The 18,150-nt window shown below is 63.5% G+C and carries 13 protein-coding genes and 1 pseudogene; 3 read left to right on the plus strand and 11 right to left on the minus strand.

Features of this window, described 5'->3' with window-relative positions:
* Positions 1–33 precede the first annotated feature (33 nt).
* From M3I54_RS09470 to rbsK, 7 genes are all read right to left on the minus strand, one after another.
* Positions 34–1,995, minus strand: a complete 1,962-nt coding sequence (locus M3I54_RS09470; protein ID WP_254335066.1) for an amylo-alpha-1,6-glucosidase — start codon at positions 1,993–1,995, stop codon at positions 34–36.
* Positions 1,996–2,180: 185 nt separating this feature from the next.
* Positions 2,181–3,212: a substrate-binding domain-containing protein gene (locus M3I54_RS09475; protein ID WP_254335068.1), complete on the minus strand. Its 1,032-nt coding sequence runs from the start codon at positions 3,210–3,212 to the stop codon at positions 2,181–2,183.
* A 197-nt stretch (positions 3,213–3,409) separates the two neighbouring features.
* A complete protein-coding gene (gene rbsB / locus M3I54_RS09480) occupies positions 3,410–4,384 on the minus strand; it encodes a ribose ABC transporter substrate-binding protein RbsB (RefSeq protein WP_254335070.1) in 975 nt (324 codons plus the stop codon).
* A 107-nt stretch (positions 4,385–4,491) separates the two neighbouring features.
* On the minus strand, positions 4,492–5,451 hold the full coding sequence (locus tag M3I54_RS09485; RefSeq protein ID WP_254335074.1) for an ABC transporter permease: 960 nt from the start codon (positions 5,449–5,451) through the stop codon (positions 4,492–4,494).
* Positions 5,452–5,494: 43 nt separating this feature from the next.
* A complete protein-coding gene (locus tag M3I54_RS09490) occupies positions 5,495–7,003 on the minus strand; it encodes a sugar ABC transporter ATP-binding protein (RefSeq protein WP_254335076.1) in 1,509 nt (502 codons plus the stop codon).
* A 10-nt stretch (positions 7,004–7,013) separates the two neighbouring features.
* A complete protein-coding gene (gene rbsD, locus M3I54_RS09495; protein WP_254335078.1) occupies positions 7,014–7,412 on the minus strand; it encodes a D-ribose pyranase in 399 nt (132 codons plus the stop codon).
* An 8-nt stretch (positions 7,413–7,420) separates the two neighbouring features.
* Positions 7,421–8,320 (minus strand): ribokinase, encoded by a 900-nt coding sequence (gene rbsK / locus M3I54_RS09500; RefSeq protein ID WP_254335080.1) that lies wholly within the window; start codon positions 8,318–8,320, stop codon positions 7,421–7,423.
* Positions 8,321–8,555: 235 nt separating this feature from the next.
* Here rbsK and M3I54_RS09505 point away from each other — a divergent pair.
* Positions 8,556–8,693: pseudogene (locus M3I54_RS09505) on the plus strand (3-hydroxyacyl-CoA dehydrogenase family protein); the annotation flags it as partial.
* 20 nt (positions 8,694–8,713) lie between these two features.
* Here M3I54_RS09505 and M3I54_RS09510 read toward each other — a convergent pair.
* Positions 8,714–10,171, minus strand: a complete 1,458-nt coding sequence (locus M3I54_RS09510) for a sigma-54-dependent Fis family transcriptional regulator (RefSeq protein WP_254335082.1) — start codon at positions 10,169–10,171, stop codon at positions 8,714–8,716.
* 354 nt (positions 10,172–10,525) lie between these two features.
* Here M3I54_RS09510 and M3I54_RS09515 point away from each other — a divergent pair, with 354 nt between their 5' ends.
* Together M3I54_RS09515 and M3I54_RS09520 are read left to right on the plus strand one after the other, a co-directional pair.
* Entirely contained in the window at positions 10,526–11,926 is a 1,401-nt protein-coding gene (locus tag M3I54_RS09515; RefSeq protein WP_254335084.1) for a GntP family permease, read from the plus strand.
* A gap of 26 nt (positions 11,927–11,952) precedes the next feature.
* A complete protein-coding gene (locus M3I54_RS09520; protein WP_254335086.1) occupies positions 11,953–12,744 on the plus strand; it encodes a 3-hydroxybutyrate dehydrogenase in 792 nt (263 codons plus the stop codon).
* Between the two features lie 49 nt (positions 12,745–12,793).
* On the opposite strand, the gene M3I54_RS09525 is transcribed toward M3I54_RS09520, so the two are convergent.
* The 3 genes from M3I54_RS09525 to M3I54_RS09535 all read right to left on the minus strand — a co-directional run bounded on the left by M3I54_RS09525 (position 12,794) and on the right by M3I54_RS09535 (position 17,962).
* Complete coding sequence (locus M3I54_RS09525; RefSeq protein WP_254335088.1) at positions 12,794–13,573, minus strand: hypothetical protein; 780 nt, start codon at positions 13,571–13,573, stop codon at positions 12,794–12,796.
* 187 nt (positions 13,574–13,760) lie between these two features.
* Positions 13,761–16,721, minus strand: coding sequence for an EAL domain-containing protein (locus M3I54_RS09530; RefSeq protein ID WP_254335090.1), 2,961 nt, complete (start codon positions 16,719–16,721; stop codon positions 13,761–13,763).
* Positions 16,718–17,962: an ABC transporter substrate-binding protein gene (locus tag M3I54_RS09535; protein WP_254335289.1), complete on the minus strand. Its 1,245-nt coding sequence runs from the start codon at positions 17,960–17,962 to the stop codon at positions 16,718–16,720. Before M3I54_RS09535 ends, M3I54_RS09530 begins: the two co-directional genes overlap by 4 nt.
* Between the last annotated feature and the right edge of the window lie 188 nt (positions 17,963–18,150).

Consider the following 18,150-nt stretch of genomic DNA (forward strand, 5'->3'; position numbering starts at 1 on the left):
CCGCCGGGCGTGCGCACAGCGCTACGGTGCGGGCTAGCCGGCGTCCCCGAGCCGTTTGAGAACGCGCAGTAATTCGCCGAGCGACCATGCCTGGAACGGTGCGCCGCCGCTCTGGTGCGGCGCATCGCCGTCGGCGACCTCGGAAATATGGTCGAGCCCGGCGCGGTCGAGATGCGCGAGCAGCGGCGCGACAAACCGCTCGCGAGCGAGCGCGCGCTGCGCCGCAGTATCGCCGTTCACGTGCAGCCAGGCATCCACGAAGGGGCCGAGCAACCAGGGCCAGACGGTGCCCTGATGATAGGCGCCGTCGCGCTCCAGCACGCCACCGCGGTACTGCCCGCGATACGCGCGGTCCGACGGTGCGAGCGTGCGCAGCCCCATGGGCGTGAGCAGATTGGCTTCGACCTGTGCGACCACCGCGCGCGCCGCATCGCCTTCGAGCAGCGCGAACGGCAAACCGCCTGCCGCGAAGATCTGGTTCGGCCGAATCGAGCGATCGGCCGCGCCCTCCACGTGATCGACGTCGACCACGTCGAATAGCGCGCCCGTCGACGGATCGACAAAGCGCTCGGAAAACGAGGCGCTGGCGCGCGCCTCGAGCTCGCGCCAGCGCGTATCCCATGCCACGGCAATGCGCAGCGCGTTGATCCACAGCGCCTGAATTTCGACCGGCTTGCCAATGCGCGGCGTGACCACCCAGTCGCCCGCCTTCGCATCCATCCAGGTGAGCTGCACGCCCGGCACGCCCGCTCGCAGCAGCGCGTCGCGCGGGTCGGCTGCGATCTGGTAGCGCGTGCCGCGCGCATAGCCTTCGAGGATGGCGTCGACGGCGCCTTGCAGCGCATGCCGCGCTTCGCGCGGCACGTTCGCAGCCGCGAAGTAGTCGTGCACCGCCACGACGAACCACAGCGACGCGTCGACGGAGTTGTATTCGGGCGCGCCGCCAGCATCGGGAAAGCGGTTCGGCAGCATGCCCTCGGAAACGGTCGCCGCCCATTCGAGCAGGATCGCGCCAGTCTCCTCGTAGCGCTCGTTCGCGAGCAGCAGGCCGCGCATGGCGATGAACGTATCGCGGCCCCAGTCGGTGAACCACGGATAGCCCGCGACGATCGTGCGGCCGTCGCCGCGCGCGACGACATAGGCGCTGGCCGAACGCTGCAGGCGCGAGCCGAGCGACGCCCGGCGCACTGCTTCGAAGCCAGCGAGCAGTCGCGCGCGGCTCGCCGCGCTTTCGTTGCTTTCGAGCGAGGCATCTGGCGCGCCAGATGATGGTTGCGCGCGCAACAGCATCACAGCGTCGCCTTTGCTGAGATCGAACGTGAACACGCCTGGCGTCGCGAGATCCTCGATGCAGTCGAGACCGCGCTCGCGTTCGCGCGTGTAGCAGAAGTTGCGGTACCAGTCCGGCGCATGCGCATAGCCGCCGTTCGAGCGCGCGACGATGGCGGGCACGTCGCCGTACGGTTGCCAACGCACGTGCTCGCCGTCGATCTGGGCGTTGAAGTCGAACGCGGGGTTCTCGTGGTGCAGCCCGTGATAATCGCGGCCCGAGATCAGCGGGCGGACTTTCAGCACTGCACCGCCAGGCCCGGACGATACTTCGAGGCGCCAGCGCAGCACGGTCTCGCGGCTCGCCTTCGCAACGAACACTTCTGCTGTGAGCACGGCGCCGCCGTCCAGCCGGTAGCGCCACGTGGGCCACGGCAACGTGTCGAAGCCTGCGATGCGCTCCGAGGTATCGGGATAGAGCAGATCGGGCGCGTAGCGCTGCATCGTCAGCGCGGTCTTGCGCTCCCCGTCCTCGAGCCAGGCTTCGATGCCATTGACGAGCACCACGCGGTTCGTGGGTGGCTGCGTCGCCGTGAGCAGCAGCGCGTGATAGCGGCGCGTGCGCGCGGTGCCGACAGTGCCGGACGCAAATCCGCCAGCACCGTCCGCTTCGAGCCACTCGTCGTCGAGGCGCTGCGCATCAATGGAGCCGTCAAGACGCGTCATCGGTTGTCCTACCCTCGTGGGTCATCTGCGCAAAGATACTACCGTCCGCTTGCCGCAGCCAGAAAGCGCGTCATGCGCATTTTGGCGGTCGCCGCGCCTTTGCCAAAAGAAATAAGGGGTATGAGTGCGTGGTGGAACGGCACGGGCGACGTGAACAGCGCCGGATCGTATGCGTGCGTACAGGGTTAGCGCCGGTCAGGCCGCCCGCGCCGCTGCCGATAATGGATCTGCGCGGGCACCTGAATGGACTCCGGCGCGCCTTCGCCTTCGAGCAGTGAAAATACGCAACGCAGGCTATGTTCCGCAAGTTGAGCGCTGTCCTGCACGATGGCGTCGATGCGAAGCGGCAGGCAGTCGAGCAGTTGATGATCGTCGAAAGTCATCACGCGGCCCGGCGCCAGGGCGAGTTGATGCGCTTCGTTCACGAACTCCAGCAAGCCTTCGAGCAGCGTGATCGAACCGGCGAAAAGCGCCTCGGGATAGCGGCCATGCGCCTCGAACCAGGCCTTCATGAACGCATAGCCCGACTCTCGCTGGTAGTCGCGCTGAAACACCCAGTCGGCCTGCTCCGCAATGCCATGCCGCTCGAGCGCGAGCCGATAGCCCGCAAGGCGGTCCCGGCTCGGTGAGAGTTCTGGCTGGCCACCGAAGAACACCACTTCCCGCGCGCCTTGCTCGATCGTCTCACCCACCAGGGCAGCCACCGTTTCGGCGGCGTCGGTGATCACATAGGGGATCGCGCTCGTCGCCACGCGGCGGTCGGCGAACACGATCGGCAGGCGCTTGACCCATTTGTCGTAGCGCGGCGCATCGGCGGTGCACGGGACGACCACCACGCCATCCACCTGCTGCGCGACCAGATGCGCAATGCCCTCGGTCTCGCGCACCGGATCTTCGTCGCTCGTCACGATCACGAGCTGATAACGGTAGCGCTCGCGGCATTGCCATTCCATTGCCTGGGCGAGCGCGGCGTGGGCCGAGTTGGTCAGATCGGGAATCACGAGGCCGATCGTGTTGCTGCGCCGCGAGCGCAGCGCGCGCGCCGATTGCGACGGCGTGAAATGATGGTCCCTCGCCACCTGCAGCACACGCTCGACCGTCGCCGCCGAAATGCGATAGCGCTCGGCATTGCCGTTGAGCACCATGCTGGCCGTGGTGCGCGAGACCTCCGCGAGGCGGGCAATGTCGTCGATAGTCAGACGCTCGAACTGGGACACGCGGCGTTCCTGCTGGGTGTGGGTTGGGGATCGCGTGAACGCGAGAGCGAAGAGCCGGCGATGCGACTGCGAGCAAGGGCAAGCCCCAAAACGAAGCGCCCCGTGTGACACGGGGCGCGCAGTAGCCCTCAAGCGCGCGCGGACGCGAAGATCTTCGCGTCCGATGGTACTACGCTCGCGCGCGCCTGAAAACGTGCTTACTGCTTGTACAGGTTCAGCGGCACCGGGATGAACTTGTCGACAGGCTGACCGTCGACCACCTTCTTCGCGGCCTGCACGCCATACTGGCCGATCAGTTCGGGTTGCTGCTGCACGGTCGCGGCCATCTGGCCGGCCTTGACCGCGGCGATCGCATCGTCGGTGGCGTCGAAGCCGACCACGGCCACGTTCTTCAGGCCCGCAGCCTGCAGCGCCTTCACCGCGCCCAGCGCCATTTCGTCGTTCTGCGCGAACACGCCCTGAATGTCCTTGTTGCTCTGGATGATGTTTTCCATCACCGAAAGGCCCTTGGCGCGATCGAAGTCGGCAGGCTGCTTCGTGACGATCTTCACGCCGCCCTTTGCCGCGATTTCGTCGTCGAAACCGGCGCCGCGCTCGTTGGCCGCCGACGAACCCGGAATGCCTTGCAGCTCGACGATGTTGCCCTTGCCGCCCAGCTTGTCGGCGAGGAAATCAGCGGCCATCTTGCCGCCCGCCTTGTTGTCCGAAGCGATATGCGAGCTGACTTCCGCACCGTTCACGCTGCGGTCGAGCGAGATCACCTTGATGCCCTTGCTCGTCGCTTCCTTCACGACGTTGGCCACCGCCGAAGAATCGGTCGGGTTGATGAGGATGACGTTGACCTTCTTTTCGATCAGGTCTTCCACACTCGCCTGCTGCTTCGCCGGATCGTTCTGCGCGTCGACGGTGATGAGCGTCACGCCGTCCTTCTTTGCTTCGTCTTCAGCGCCCTTCTTGAGCGAGACGAAGAACGGATTGTTGAGCGTCGAGATCGACAGGCCGACCGTGACCGCGCCGCCCGAAGCCGGCGCTGCAGCCGATGCGCCGCTCGCGCCAGCGTCGGCCGTGCTGCCCGGACCTTCCTTCGAGCAGGCCGCGAGGCCCAGCGCGAGCGAGGCGGCGACGAGCGCCGCAAAGAGTTTCGAGATCGACGGCGAATTGTGCTTATGCATAGTCTTCCTCCTCGTTATATATGGAGTGTATGGAGATAAAAAACTCAGGATAACGATTGATGTCAAACTGCCGCGCCACGCGAATGGAGCGTGGCGCGGCCAGGGTGTTACGACGACTTCTTGTTGCCGCGATCGATCAGCACGGCGAGCAGGATCACGATGCCCTTGATGACCTGCTGATAGAACGACGACACGTCGAGCAGGTTCAGGCCGTTGTTGAGCACGCCGATCAGGAGCGCGCCCACGAGCGTGCCGAAGATCCAGCCACGGCCGCCCGTGAGGCTCGTGCCACCCAGCACGACCGCCGCGATGGCGTCGAGCTCGTAGCCCGTGCCCGCTGTCGGCTGCGCGGAGTTCAGGCGCGAGGTCAGGACCACGCCCGCGAGCGCCGACATGACGCCCGCGATCGTGTACACGCACAGCTGGATGCGATCGACCTTCACCCCGGAAAGCTTCGCCGATTCGGAATTACCCCCCGTTGCATAGATATGGCGGCCGAACACGGTCTTGCGCAGCAGGACCCAGAACACGCCGAACATCACGAGCATGAGCACGACGGGAATCGGCACGAGGCGCGCGACATAGCCGCCGCCCAGCAGCGAGAAGAAGTCGCTGTTGAAGCTGCTGATCGGACTGCCGTTCGATACGACGAGCGCGAGGCCGCGCAGCACCGTCATCGAACCGAGCGTGGCGATGAACGGCGCGACCTTGCCCTTGCTGATCACGAGACCGTTGGCGAAGCCCATCAAGCCGCCAGCCACGAGGCCGGCGAGCGTCGCAACGATGGCGGGCGTGCCCGCGCTCAACAGCGTCGCGATGATCACCGAGGAAAGCGCGAGCACGGAGCCCGCCGAGAGATCGATGCCGCCGAGCAGAATCACGAGCGTCATGCCGAACGCGATCAGCGCGTTGATCGACGCCTGCCGCATCACGTTGAGCAGGTTGTCGACCGTGAGGAAGTCGCGGCTCACGATCGAGAGCGCCACGGAAATGATCAGCAGTGCTACGAAGGGTCCGAGCTTTTGCAGCGTCGCCCGGCTGCCGGGGGTGAGGGTCACTTGCGACATGTCGTGTCTCGCTAGTTTGCAGTGAATGAGTAAACGCCTTCGCTCAGGCCGCTACGGCTTGCGCAGCACTCGCCTGGCCGCCGGCTGCCGCCGTCATGATCAGCTCCTGGGTGGCCGTGGCCGCTTCGAAGATGCCGTTCTGGCGTCCCTGATGCATGACGAGAATGCGGTCGCTCATGGCCAGCACTTCGGGCAACTCGGACGACACCATTACGATGGCAACGCCCTGCTCCGCGAGCTGATTGATGATCGTGTAGATTTCGGCCTTGCCGCCCACGTCCACGCCGCGCGTGGGCTCGTCGAGCAGCAGCACCTTCGGCGGCTGCGCGAGCCACTTTGCAAACACGACCTTCTGCTGATTGCCGCCCGAGAGGGCCTTGACGTCCAGTTCGGCGTCGCGTGTACGCACGCGCAACTGCTTGATGAGACCGTCGACGGCGCTGCGCTCCGCGCGCTCGTTGACGAAGCCGAGGGTGGCGTACTGGTCCAGATGCACGAGCGTCGCGTTTTCGCGCACCGACATGCCGAGCACGAGCCCCTGACGCTTGCGGTCTTCCGTGACGAAGCCAATGCCCGCCGCAATCGCGCTGGACGCATCGCGCACGTCGAGCAGCTCGCCGTCGAGCGTGACCGTACCCGCGCGCTTGCGGTTCACGCCGAACAGCGTACGCAGAATCTCGCTGCGGCCTGCGCCCATGAGCCCGGCGATACCCAGCACCTCGCCCGCGCGCACATCGAACGTAATGTCTTCGATATGGCCGTCGTCCGCCAGACCGGCCACGCTCATGCGCACGTCGCCCGGCGCATGGCTGCGTTTCGGGAAACGCTCGCCAATCTCGCGGCCCACCATCAGGCGCACGATCTCGTCGAAACCGGTATCGCGAATCGCGCGCTCGCCAACGAAATGGCCGTCGCGCAGCACGCTGATCTTGTCGCACACACGGAATATCTCTTCCATGCGGTGCGAAACGTAGACGATCGCCACGCCGCTCGCCTTGAGCGACTGCATGATCTCGAAGAGCGTTTCGATCTCGCGGTTCGTGAGCGCGGCGGTCGGCTCGTCCATCACGAGCACCTGCGCGTTCAGCGACAGCGCCTTGGCGATTTCCACGAGCTGTTGCTGACCGATGGAGAGCAGCCCCGCCTCGGTCTGCGGATCGATACGCTGCGCGCCGACCTTGTCGAGCCACTTGCGCGCCTCTTTACGCATCGTCGCGACATCGACCATGCCGAAGCGGCTCGGCTCGCGGCCAAGGAAAAGATTCTCCATCACCGTCAACTGCGGGATGAGGTTCAATTCCTGGTGAATGATGGCAATGCCCGCGCGTTCGGCCTCGACGGTGCTGCGGATCTGCACCGCGCGGCCATCCACGAGGATCTCGCCTGCGTCGGCTTGATACACGCCGCTCAGGATCTTCATGAGCGTCGATTTGCCTGCGCCGTTCTCGCCCATCAGCGCGTGGATCTCGCCCGCCTCGATGCGGAAATCGACGCCTTCGAGCACCCGAACCGGACCGAACGCCTTGCCGATCCCCTGCATCATCACTTGCATCCTGGACCTCTCAGAAGATCACGCCCGAATGCAAAATGACATTCGCATAGGGGCTGCATTCGCCGGTACGGATCACCGCCTTCGCCTCGCGGCAGCGGCGCTTGAATTCTTCATGCGGCACGTTTTCCACGGCGATGTGCGCGGCGGCCATGTCGCGGCTGCGCGCCGCGACGGCCGCGTTGTGCGTCTGCGCTTCGCTCGCGAACACTGCGCGCTCGGCCTTGAAGTCGGCGAGCACGCTGTCGAGCACGGCGAAGAAGTCGGGCACGCCGGCCGCGAGCGAAACGTCGATGCATTCCACGCCGTCGGGAACCGGCAGCCCGCAGTCCGCGATCACCAGGCTGTCCGTGTGGCCCATGCGGGCCAGCACGCGTGCGATGTCGCGATTCAGATGTCCGTGTTTTTTCACTTCGAATCTCAGGCTTGCGTGTTCAGGAAGGCTTCGAGCTCGGCGAGCGTAGGCATGCCGCCCTGCGCGCCGGCGCGCGTCACCGAAAGCGCGCCCGCAGCGTTCGCGCGCCGCACGGCCTCGTCTATGCCGAGATGCCAGAATGCCGCGAGCGCGCCGTTGAAGGTGTCGCCGGCGCCGGTCGTATCGACGGCTTCGACTGCGAATCCCCGCTGATGCACGAGCGCGCCATTGGCGTCGGCGTAGTACGCGCCGTCTTTACCGTGCGTCATGGCAATGCGCGGGCCAGGCACGGGCGCGCGCGTGATGACCTCGGCCCACGCACCTTCCGGCGTTTGCAGCGCGGTGGCGAGTTCATGTTCGTTCGGCGTCAGCAGCGTGGTCAGATCGAGCAGTTCGCCGCTCAGTTCGACCGCGGGCGCGGGATTGAGAAAGAATGCCTTGCCGTGTTCGCGGGCGCGCCGCGCGGCGTGCAGCACCGTTGCGTAGGGCACTTCGAGTTGTGCGAGCACGACGTCGGCCTGTGCGATCGCCGCGCTGGCACGGTCGATGTCTTCGGGCGAAAGCTCATGGTTCGCGCCAGGCACGACGATGATTGCGTTGTCGCCGCCCGAGAGCGTGATCGACGCGATGCCGGTCGCCTCGCGCCCCGTGCTCACATGGGCGATATCGACGCCTTCGCGCGCCAGCGTCGCTTTCATTTCGCCGCCGAACGCATCGGCGCCGACGCAGCCGATCATCGTCACCTCGGCGCCCAGGCGCGCCGCCGCGACCGCCTGATTCGCGCCCTTGCCGCCCGGATGCGTCGAAAAATGCGTGCCGAACAGCGTTTCGCCGAGCCGGGGAAACGTGTCGGTCGTGACGACCATGTCCATGTTGATGCTGCCCACCACCACTACGCGCGCCATTGCACTCCCTTTCCACGGCTTCCCGCGCGCTTGCCGCGCCTGCGGTTTTTGCCGCGCTAAAACGTAATCAGCTTGGGAGCGCAGTTATACCAGAGTCCTCACGCGGGTGAAATAGACCCAGGGTATAACCGGATGCGAAGAAGAATATGTCCCCGATTGTTGACGGCCCGCCGAACCGATACGACGCCGTGCCAGGCTGTCGAACCCGAGTCAGAGGCGAACCCCGAGGTGGTAGGAAGACGTGATCGATTTGTTGCGCGCGCAAGTCAAAGCGGGCCGCGTGGGTGTGCGCAGCGGCGCGGGCTTTTACGACTGGGATGAAGCGCATTTGGCACGCGTGAAGGCCGCACGCAAAAAACTCATTGCGGCGGGTGATTGCGCAGGCTCACGGCATCAAATGTCGATGCCCAGCGCAACGATGCGCCGGTACAGCGTCGCACGCGCCATGCCGATCTGTGCGGCGGCTTTCGTCACTTGACCTCCCGCCGCGCGTAACGCTTCGGTCAGGAAGCGGCGTTCGTAATCGCGCATCGCTTCGTCGTACTGCTGATACTGCTGCACGCCGGTGTCGTCCTGCGTATCGTGCTGATCGCCCCGCTCCTCGTTCAGGCGCTGCCCGCGCCCATCGCCAATGAAGCGCGCGAGCGCGAGCGCATCAATGCGCTCGCTATCCGATAGCAGCACCGCGCGCTCGAGCGTATTGCGCAACTCACGCACGTTGCCCGGCCAGCTATACGCACACAGCACCGCAAGCGCATCGCTGTCGAGTTCGAGATGCCCCGCACCGCTCTGCACCGCGAGCTTGTCGAGAATCGAATACGCCATCGCCTCGATGTCCGCCAGGCGCTCGCGCAGCGGCGGCACGCGAATCGTCAGCACGTTGAGCCGATAGTAGAGGTCCGCGCGAAACCGGCCCTGCGCCACGAGCGCGGGCAGATCCGCCGACGTCGCCGCGATGATGCGCACGTCGGTGCGCACGATGCGATTCGACCCGAGCGGCTCGAACTCCTGCTCCTGCAACACCCGCAGCAATTTGCCCTGCAGCGCGAGCGGCATGTCGCCGATCTCGTCGAGAAAGAGTGTGCCGCCCTGGGCCAGCTCGAACTTGCCGATGCGCCCCTTGCGCTCCGCGCCCGTGTACGCGCCCGCCTCCGCGCCGAAGAACTCCAGTTCCAGCAGCGTGTCGGGAATCGCCGCGACGTTCACCGTCACGAGCGGACCGTCCGCGCGTCCGGACGCGCCGTGTATGGCGTGCGCAAGCAACTCCTTACCCGTGCCCGTTTCGCCAAGCAAAAGCACCGGCGACGCGAGACGCGCGGCTCGGCGCGCCTGGCGCTTCACTTCGAGGCTTGCCGCGCTCGTGCCGATCAGGCTTGAAAAGCTGTACTTCGCGCGACGCACCTGCGCGAGCGACTGGCGCGTGCTGATCAGTTCGGCTCGCAGCCGCGCGTACTGGCTGAAGAGCGGCGACAGTCCCTTGAGTTCGTTGAACAGCACGAAGCCGACTGCACCGATCGTTTCGCCGTTGTCATCCTTGATAGGCAAACGCGTAACGACGATCGGATCGCGATCGGTCTCGAGAATGTCGAGCAGGATGGGCTCGCCCCCCTTCACGACGTCGCGCATCATGCTGTTCGGAATGACGGTTTCGCAATCGAGACCGATCACCGCCGTGGGGTCGTCAAAGCCGAAGCGCGCCGCGTAGTGCTGGTTGATCCACACCACGCGCGCGTTGCGATCGACGATCACGGTGCCTTCGCTGAACTTGTCGAGCGATTGAAAGAGCGATTGCATCGCCAGCTTGCGCACGTGGTCGTAGTCGGCCAGCAGCGCGGTTGTTTCGATTTCCATTCGGTGCTTTTCTTCGGTCGCAGCCTTGACGCGGCCTGTCACGGCCAGCGGATTCTCATTTTCGGGACGCATTATCTCAGAAATGCGATTGCGCCATATCCCCTGAAATTTCCCCGCTTTACGTGTAGGTTAGCTAGCGGCGGCGCGTTTGCTCGCCCAATCCGTCTCAGTTCTAAGACACGCTGCCGCCACAACCATCCCGGCACACCCCCGTGCCCTGCGCCGCCGGTTTCCGTGCCGCTTCGCGCAAGGCTGCCCGCCCGCTGGCACATATCGTGCTCTATTGCGCGGTCGCGCCGGCTTCGGCGCGCGAACAACAAACAGACCTGCACGAATAAACCAACTGGAGACAAGATGTCCTTTGTGATTGTGATCGCCGCTTTGGCGTTCCTGATGTTCGTGGCCTACCGCGGCTACAGCGTCATTCTCTTTGCGCCCATCGCCGCACTAGGCGCCGTGCTGCTGATCGATCCCTCCGCCGTCGCCCCCGTGTTTTCCGGCATCTTCATGGAAAAGATGGTCGGCTTCGTCAAGCTCTACTTCCCCGTGTTCCTGCTCGGCGCAGTGTTCGGTAAGGTCATCGAACTATCTGGCTTCTCCGAGGCAATCGTGGCCGCCGCGATCCGCTACATTGGCCGCTCGCGAGCCAACGCCGTGATCGTCGCGGTGTGCGCGCTGCTCACGTATGGCGGGGTCTCGCTCTTCGTCGTGGTGTTCGCGGTGTATCCGTTCGCCGCCGAACTCTATCGCCAGAGCAACATTCCCAAGCGCCTCATGCCCGGCGCGATCGCGCTCGGCGCGTTCACGTTCACGATGGATTCGCTGCCCGGTACGCCGCAGATCCAGAACATCATTCCCACCACGTTCTTCAAGACCACCGCGTGGGCCGCGCCCTGGCTCGGCGTGATCGGCTCGATCTTCATCATCGTGGTCGGTCTCACGTACCTCGAATGGCGCCGCCGCAGCGCCATGGCGAAGGGCGAAGGCTATGGCACTTCGCTCGTGAACGAACCGGAGCGCGTAGAAACGGGCAACCTGCCGCATCCGGCGCTGGCCATTGCGCCGCTCGTACTCGTTGGCGTTGCCAACTTCCTGCTGACGAAGTGGATTCCGCAGTGGTACGGCGAAAGCTTCACCGTCGCGCCCGACGTGCTGCCCGGCATTCATGCGCCCGTGACGGTGCCCGTGAAAAGCGTCGTGGCCATCTGGGCCGTGCAGGGCGCACTGCTGCTCGGCATTCTGCTCGTTATCGTGACGGCGTTCGGCCGCGTGAAGGAACGCTTCGCGAGCGGCACGAAAATCGCGGTGAGCGGCGCGCTGCTCGCAACGCTCAATACGGCATCCGAGTACGGCTTCGGCGGCGTGATCTCGGCGCTGCCCGGCTTCCTCGTGATCGGCAATGCGCTCAAGGCCATTCCGAATCCGCTCGTGAATGCGGCCGTGTCGGTTTCGGCGCTCGCGGGTATCACGGGTTCGGCGTCGGGCGGCATGAGCATTGCGCTCGCCGCCATGTCGGACACCTTCATCAAGACCGCGCAGACCATGCACATTCCGATGGAAGTGCTCCACCGCGTGGTAGCGATGGCGAGCGGCGGCATGGATACGCTGCCGCACAACGGCGCGGTCATCACGTTGCTCGCAGTCACGGGCCTCACGCACCGGGAGTCGTATCGCGACATTTTCGCGGTGACCATCATCAAAACGCTCGCGGTCTTCTTCGTTATCGCCGTGTTCTACCTGACCGGTATCGTCTAACCGGCATTCGTACCAGGCCCTAACTCATGCATATCCCCAACACGCTCTCCCTCGCCGGAAAAACCGCCGTCGTCACCGGTTCGACCAGCGGCATCGGTCTCGGCATTGCGACGGCGCTGGCGCGCGCGGGCGCCAATATCGTCCTGAACGGTTTCGGCGATCCGGCGGCCGCACTCGCGCAAATCGAAGCGGCCGGCGTGCGCGCCGCGCATCACAACGCGGACATGAGCCGTCCTGCCGAGATCGAAGCGCTCGTGGCTTTCGCGGCAAGCACGTTCGGCGGGCTCGATATTCTCGTCAACAATGCGGGCATTCAGTATGTCGAAGCGATCGAAAACTTCCCGGTTGAGCGCTGGGATCAGATTATCGCGATCAATCTGAGCGCGACGTTTCACGCGACGCGCGCGGCGCTTCCCATCATGCGCTCAGCGGGTTGGGGACGCGTGATCAATATCGCGTCGGTACACGGGCTCGTGGGCTCGGTCGGCAAGTCGGCCTACGTCGCGGCCAAGCATGGCGTGATCGGGCTTACCAAGGTCGCCGCACTGGAAACAGCGCGCAGCGGCGTGACCGTCAATGCGATCTGTCCAGGCTGGGTGCTCACGCCGCTCGTCCAGAAGCAGATCGACGATCTGGCCCACCGCGAGGCAATGTCCGTCGAAGACGCTACGCTGAAACTGCTCGGCGAAAAGCAGCCGTCGGCAAGCTTTGCGACGGTCGAGCAAATTGGCGGCGTGGCGGCGTTCCTGTGCTCGGAGGCGGCGAACGAGATGCGCGGCGCTGAGCTCAAGGTGGACGGAGGTTGGCTCGCGCAGTAAAAGCGGCAGCGGCGCGCGATGTGTGTTGGCGTGTTGGCAATACAACGCGTCAATCGCGCGCCATGTGCCGCAGCTTCATGTCGTGCAGCCGCTGGCTGAGCCCTTTGAATACACTGCTTTCGTGCGGGTCGCCGAAGTGAAACAGCACTGTGCACCGAACGCTGGAAGGCGCGCAGGCCTGATTCGCATGCAGCGAGCGCAAGCCCCAAATGAAGTAAAGATTACCCGGCTTCAACGTCACAACCTTCGCAGAAAACCATTTCTGCACACGCGCTGAGCGCCAAATCCTTCCGAGCATCTTTTCCATTATCGCCTTCTCGACGATATTAACGATCGCCAACCGCCGCGCATTGCGTAGATTCGGAAACATCACGAGATGGCCTGCCAGTTCGCCCGGGTCATTGGGAATCAGAACGGGCAGCAAGATCGATATGGCATACGAGTCGTAGTGGAAAATGTTCGAGTGACGGATTCCCTGTTTTCCCGAAAGCACGCGCATGACCGGGTAAATCCGGTCGCTGGGCGGCGGCGTCCCCATCTTGCGCACATACAACTGGCGCAATAACGCGTGCAGCCCCGGGTCTTCGAAAAGCGGGGCGAGACAGGTGCCGGTTATCCATTGCGCCCCGCTAAAGCCAAAGTATCGGGTGCCGTGCTGCCCGACCAGTTCGGCTACCCCGCTGCGGAGCTTCGTGAGAATTGCGGCTGGCACGATGTCGTCAAGCACGCCCACTCCGTCGTCGTCCATCGACTGAGCGAGCGCCTGCGCACTCTCCACATCTACCCGCGCGATTTCATCGAGCGGCCGTTCATCGTTCAACACGTTCATTGCGGTCCCTCGCGCAGCCTGATCGGCGAATACAGGCACACGGTCAATGCAGACCGTAGACTGAGGGAAAAAGCTTTCGTGTTCCGTACGTCTTCGTACAGAACGCCTGAACGCGTCGATTGATATGCTGGCTGATTATTTCGGGTCGTTTCGCAGTGAGTCGATACGATGCTACCGCATACATTCGTTAGCTATCGCCTCGCTCCTGCTCGCCCGCCGCGCCTTCTGCGACCAACGGCCAGACCACCTGCTCGAACTGCTCGGGCTCGATCGGTCTGGAATACAAATAGCCCTGCGCGAAATCACAGCCCATCGACTTGAGAAAATCCCGTTGCTCGACGGTTTCCACGCCTTCGGCGATGACCTGGATTCCCAGCTTGTGTGCCAGCACCACCATCGCCTCGCATAGCACCTGATTGTTTTCGTCCACGCTCAGGTTCTGGACAAACGAACGATCGATTTTCAGGTAATCGATGTCGAAGCGTTTGAGATAGGCAAGCGAGGAATAGCCGGTGCCGAAGTCGTCGATCGAAATGCCAATGCCCGCAAGACGGAAATCCAGCAACCTCTCGTCGATATTCGATTCGGCCTGTAGCAGCAGCCCCTCGGTGATTTCCACCACCACGCTTTGCCCCGGCATGCCCTCGCGATCGAGATAGTCGTGCCAGCGCCCGCCAACCGTGCTGTCCTGGCGGACCTGCACCGGCGACATGTTGACGCTGATCTGGAACGACGGATCGAATTGCTCACGCCATAGCCGCGCTTGTTGCACGGCTTGCCTGAACACCCAGTCGCCAATGGGGATGATCAGTCCGGTATCTTCGGCCAGCGGAATGAATTCCAGCGGATTGATCATGCCGCGCTCGGGATGCAGCCAGCGTATCAGCGCTTCCGCTTTGCGGACCTGGCCCGTTGCCAGGTCGACGACCGGCTGATAAAGCAGCCGAAACTGATTGCGAGGAAGCGCCGCACGCAGGTCGCTGGTCAGGCGCAAGCGCGTTTGCGCCTCCAGTTGCATGTCGGGCGTGAAGTAACTGAAGCGATTGCGTCCGGCATTCTTGGCCGCGTACATGGCCTGGTCGGCGTTCTTGAACAACGCGTCGAGTTCAACCGTGTCGTCAGGGAAAACGGTTACGCCGATGCTCGCCGAAATGTAGACCTCGTCCGCGCCGAGTTTGAACGGCTCAGTCAGTTTGCGATTGATATTGCGCACGGTCTGCTCCACCGCTTCCATGTCTTCGAGATCGGGCAAGATCACCGTGAACTCGTCGCCACCAAGTCGCGCGACGGTATCCAGATTGCGCACGCACGCGCTAATGCGGCGCCCAGCCTCGATCAACAGCACGTCGCCGCGGTCGTGCCCCAGCGAGTCGTTGACCTCCTTGAAGCGATCGAGGTCGATCAACATCAGGGCCACCCGCCTTTCCGAACGGCTCGCGAGCGCCGCCTCCTCAGTGAGACGATCGTGGAACAACTGCCGGTTAGGAAGACCCGTCAGCGCATCGAAATTGGCCTGCTTCCAGATGGTCGCCTCGAACGCCATCCGGTCTGAGAGGTCGCGACCGACCGCCAGCACGGAGCTGACATGGCCGGAGCGATCGATCTCCGGCGTGATGCGAATGTGAGTACATTGCTCCTGCCCGTCCTTTCCTGCCCACCGCAGTTCGAACTGCGCGCTTTTTCCCGTCGTGAGGACTTCGCCGATCTTCCTTTCGTAGACCAGCGCATTGGGCCCGCCAGGAAGCTCCGAAGGCCGCTTGCCGAGGACGCTGGCGAGTTCGCATCCCGCCGACGTGCAAAAGGCCGGATTGGCGAATGTGCGGCGCAGCTCGCGGTCATATCGCGTGATCGTATCGGGCGAATTCTCGATCAGCGTGCGCGACTCCCGTTCGCGGGCGACGAGTTCCGCCGTTCGGTCGACGACAGTCTGTTCGAGCGACGCATTGATTTCGTTGATCTTGTGAATCTTCTGTCTGATCGCCGTGCGCATGCGCTCAAAACGCTGCGCGAGCCGCGCCAGCTCGTCCGGTCCGCCAACCGAGCCTTCCCCTTCCTTGCCTTCGTCCTCGACGGCGCCGGCATCCTCGCCGGTGTCGTGCATGCGCCGCACCAGATCCTGGAGCGGCGCCGAAATGCTGTACGAAATAAAGTAGGCAAGGAAAATAGAAAGCAGAAACCCGGAAATACCGACTACCACGATCTGGTTGCGTACGGCCTGTGCCTCCGCAGTCAGATTCTGTTCGGCGATCGTGCTGACCACGAACCAGCTCGTGCCGGGAATGCGCGCGTAGGCGGCGAGATAACGCCCGCCGCGCTTTGCTGCGAAATTGACGAACCGGCTCGACTCGCCCGATATGCGGTGGCGGGCGATATCCTCCATCAGGCCAGGCTCGGGCGTGGTGCCCGGGTTGGGCGACGACGCATTATGCGGGACGACGACGATTTTGTTGTCGCCCGCATCGAATACGTAAATCTCTGTTCCGCTGCCCGAAGCGACGTCGTTGAAAATCGTCGAGAAGTATTCAGGGCGAACGACCAGAACCAGACTGCCGATCTTCGTGTTGTCGCTCTTGTTGTAGATGGCGCGCACCATCCCCAGGTTCTGCTGCCCGACCCCATCGTCGTAGCTGCCCCAGTAGGTGCGTTCATGCGACTCTTCCGCGATGCCGACGAGCGCCGTCACCCCCGTAGTCAACTGCGCAAACGCCTGCGTATCCAGAATCCGGTCATTCTGGTCGAGCAAATATTTCTGATTGATGAAATCGACCGATCCGTAATGTTCGAGCAGCAATCGCGTCATGTCCTCGCGCGCCTCGCTCTGCTCCCTGGCGCTCCCGCTCGCCGCTCTCGCCAGCGCACCCTGGACCCGATCCGAAAGCACGAGAAGATTGCTTTCCGATTCGATCTGCTGCATGCGCAGTTCGACATTTCTCGAAACCTGCCTCACCACCTCTTTCGAGAATATCTCCGCATTCTCCTTGATCGCCGCGACCGACTTCACATAGGAAATGCAGCCCGAAATGATAATGGGCAACAGCGCCAACAGAATGAAAGCGGCAATCAGTCGATAGCGAATCTCGACGCGTCGAAGCAAATCCTGGCAGAGGTAGTCGAAAGCGCGTCGCAGCAACGCGGAGATTGCATTCATTTGTAGTGCATCTTCGCTTCAGTCTTGACCGAGATGTCCAGGCGCTCCGCAGCCTGCCTGGGCGTAATTTTCCTGAGCAGCACATCCTGCATCAATTTGTGCACCAGCTCAATCGTATTGGAAGGAAGCGACGAATAATAGGGACTTGCCGTGACCGGATAGCGACTGACCGCGTTCGCGTAGTCGACGATCTCCACGTCGCTCACCACGGTGCCCATGCCTCGCTGAAACGGCGAAATGTTGTGGCGTTTCCTCTGAAGAATCGGAAATCCCTTGCCGGCGATGAATTCCAGAAAACGCATGGCCGCGGCCTTGTTGGGCGTTTCGCAAACGGCAAAGCCCGTTTCGCTGCCGAGCACCGGCACGACGCGTTCGCCGCGCGCGTTCCATGGCGGCACGAACACGCCCACCGAGAAATCGTTTCCACGCAGCATCAGCCCGGCGGCCCAGCTACCCTGGAACGCCATCGCCACCTTGCCCTCCTTGAAAAGGCGAATGCCCTCGTCGTACCCCGTCGTCATGAACGATGGCTGCGCGTAGCCACGCTCGGGTATCAACGCGATCCTGGCGAAGATATCGGCCACTTCCGGCGTATCCAGGTTCAGCGTGCCGTCCGCCATTTTCTCTTTCCAGTGAGGCTCGCGCGCGACCACATTGTTGGCAAAGCCGGAAGCGAATGGCCCGTTGCCGAGCATGTTCGGAAAGCCGCCGCTCCACATCACCGGAATCATTCCTGCCCGCTTGAGCTTGGCGCACACCGCCAGAAATTCATCGAAATTCGTTGGCACCGTGTCGATGCCGGCCTTGGCGAACATGGCGCGGTTGTAGTAGATCATCGTCGTCGCCACGCCGCCCGAAACGCCAAAGCCCTTGCCGTCGCGACTGGTCCAGTCGGACTTGAGCGGATCCAGCATGTTGCGCCATGCGGCGCTCTGGCGGACATCGGCGAGCACGCCCTGGTCGGCCAACTCGGCGGCATAGGCGTTCGGATTGATGCTGACGAGGTCCGGCAGCGTTCCCGCCGCCACGCGCGGCTTGATGTTCTCCTCGACCGAGTTGCCAACCATGAACTGCACGTTCACGTGCAGATCGGGATTGAGCTTGTCGAACTCGGCGGCGATCTGGAGCATCTCCTCAGGCCAGTCCGGCGCCCAGATCAGTGCGGTGATGGTGGTCCGTACAGGCGCAACCTTGCTGCTCTGGGCGCTATTCTGCTGATCGCAACCCAGGAGCAAGAGCATGCCGATCAACCCAGACAGCAGCCAGGCAAACTTGATTCCGTGCACGTAACGCTCGCTTTCAGTTCGGGAGTGGCAGACCCTGCGGAACGCAGGGGAGCCAGATTGCATATCGGCCGAAGCTGAGCGTCACTTGAGGGTGTCTGCGCGTGAGCATGGCACGCGGTAATCGGCGAGCCTTTGCGGACGAA

It is taken from the genome of Paraburkholderia sp. CNPSo 3274 (genome assembly GCF_024206475.1).
GTDB lineage: Bacteria > Pseudomonadota > Gammaproteobacteria > Burkholderiales > Burkholderiaceae > Paraburkholderia.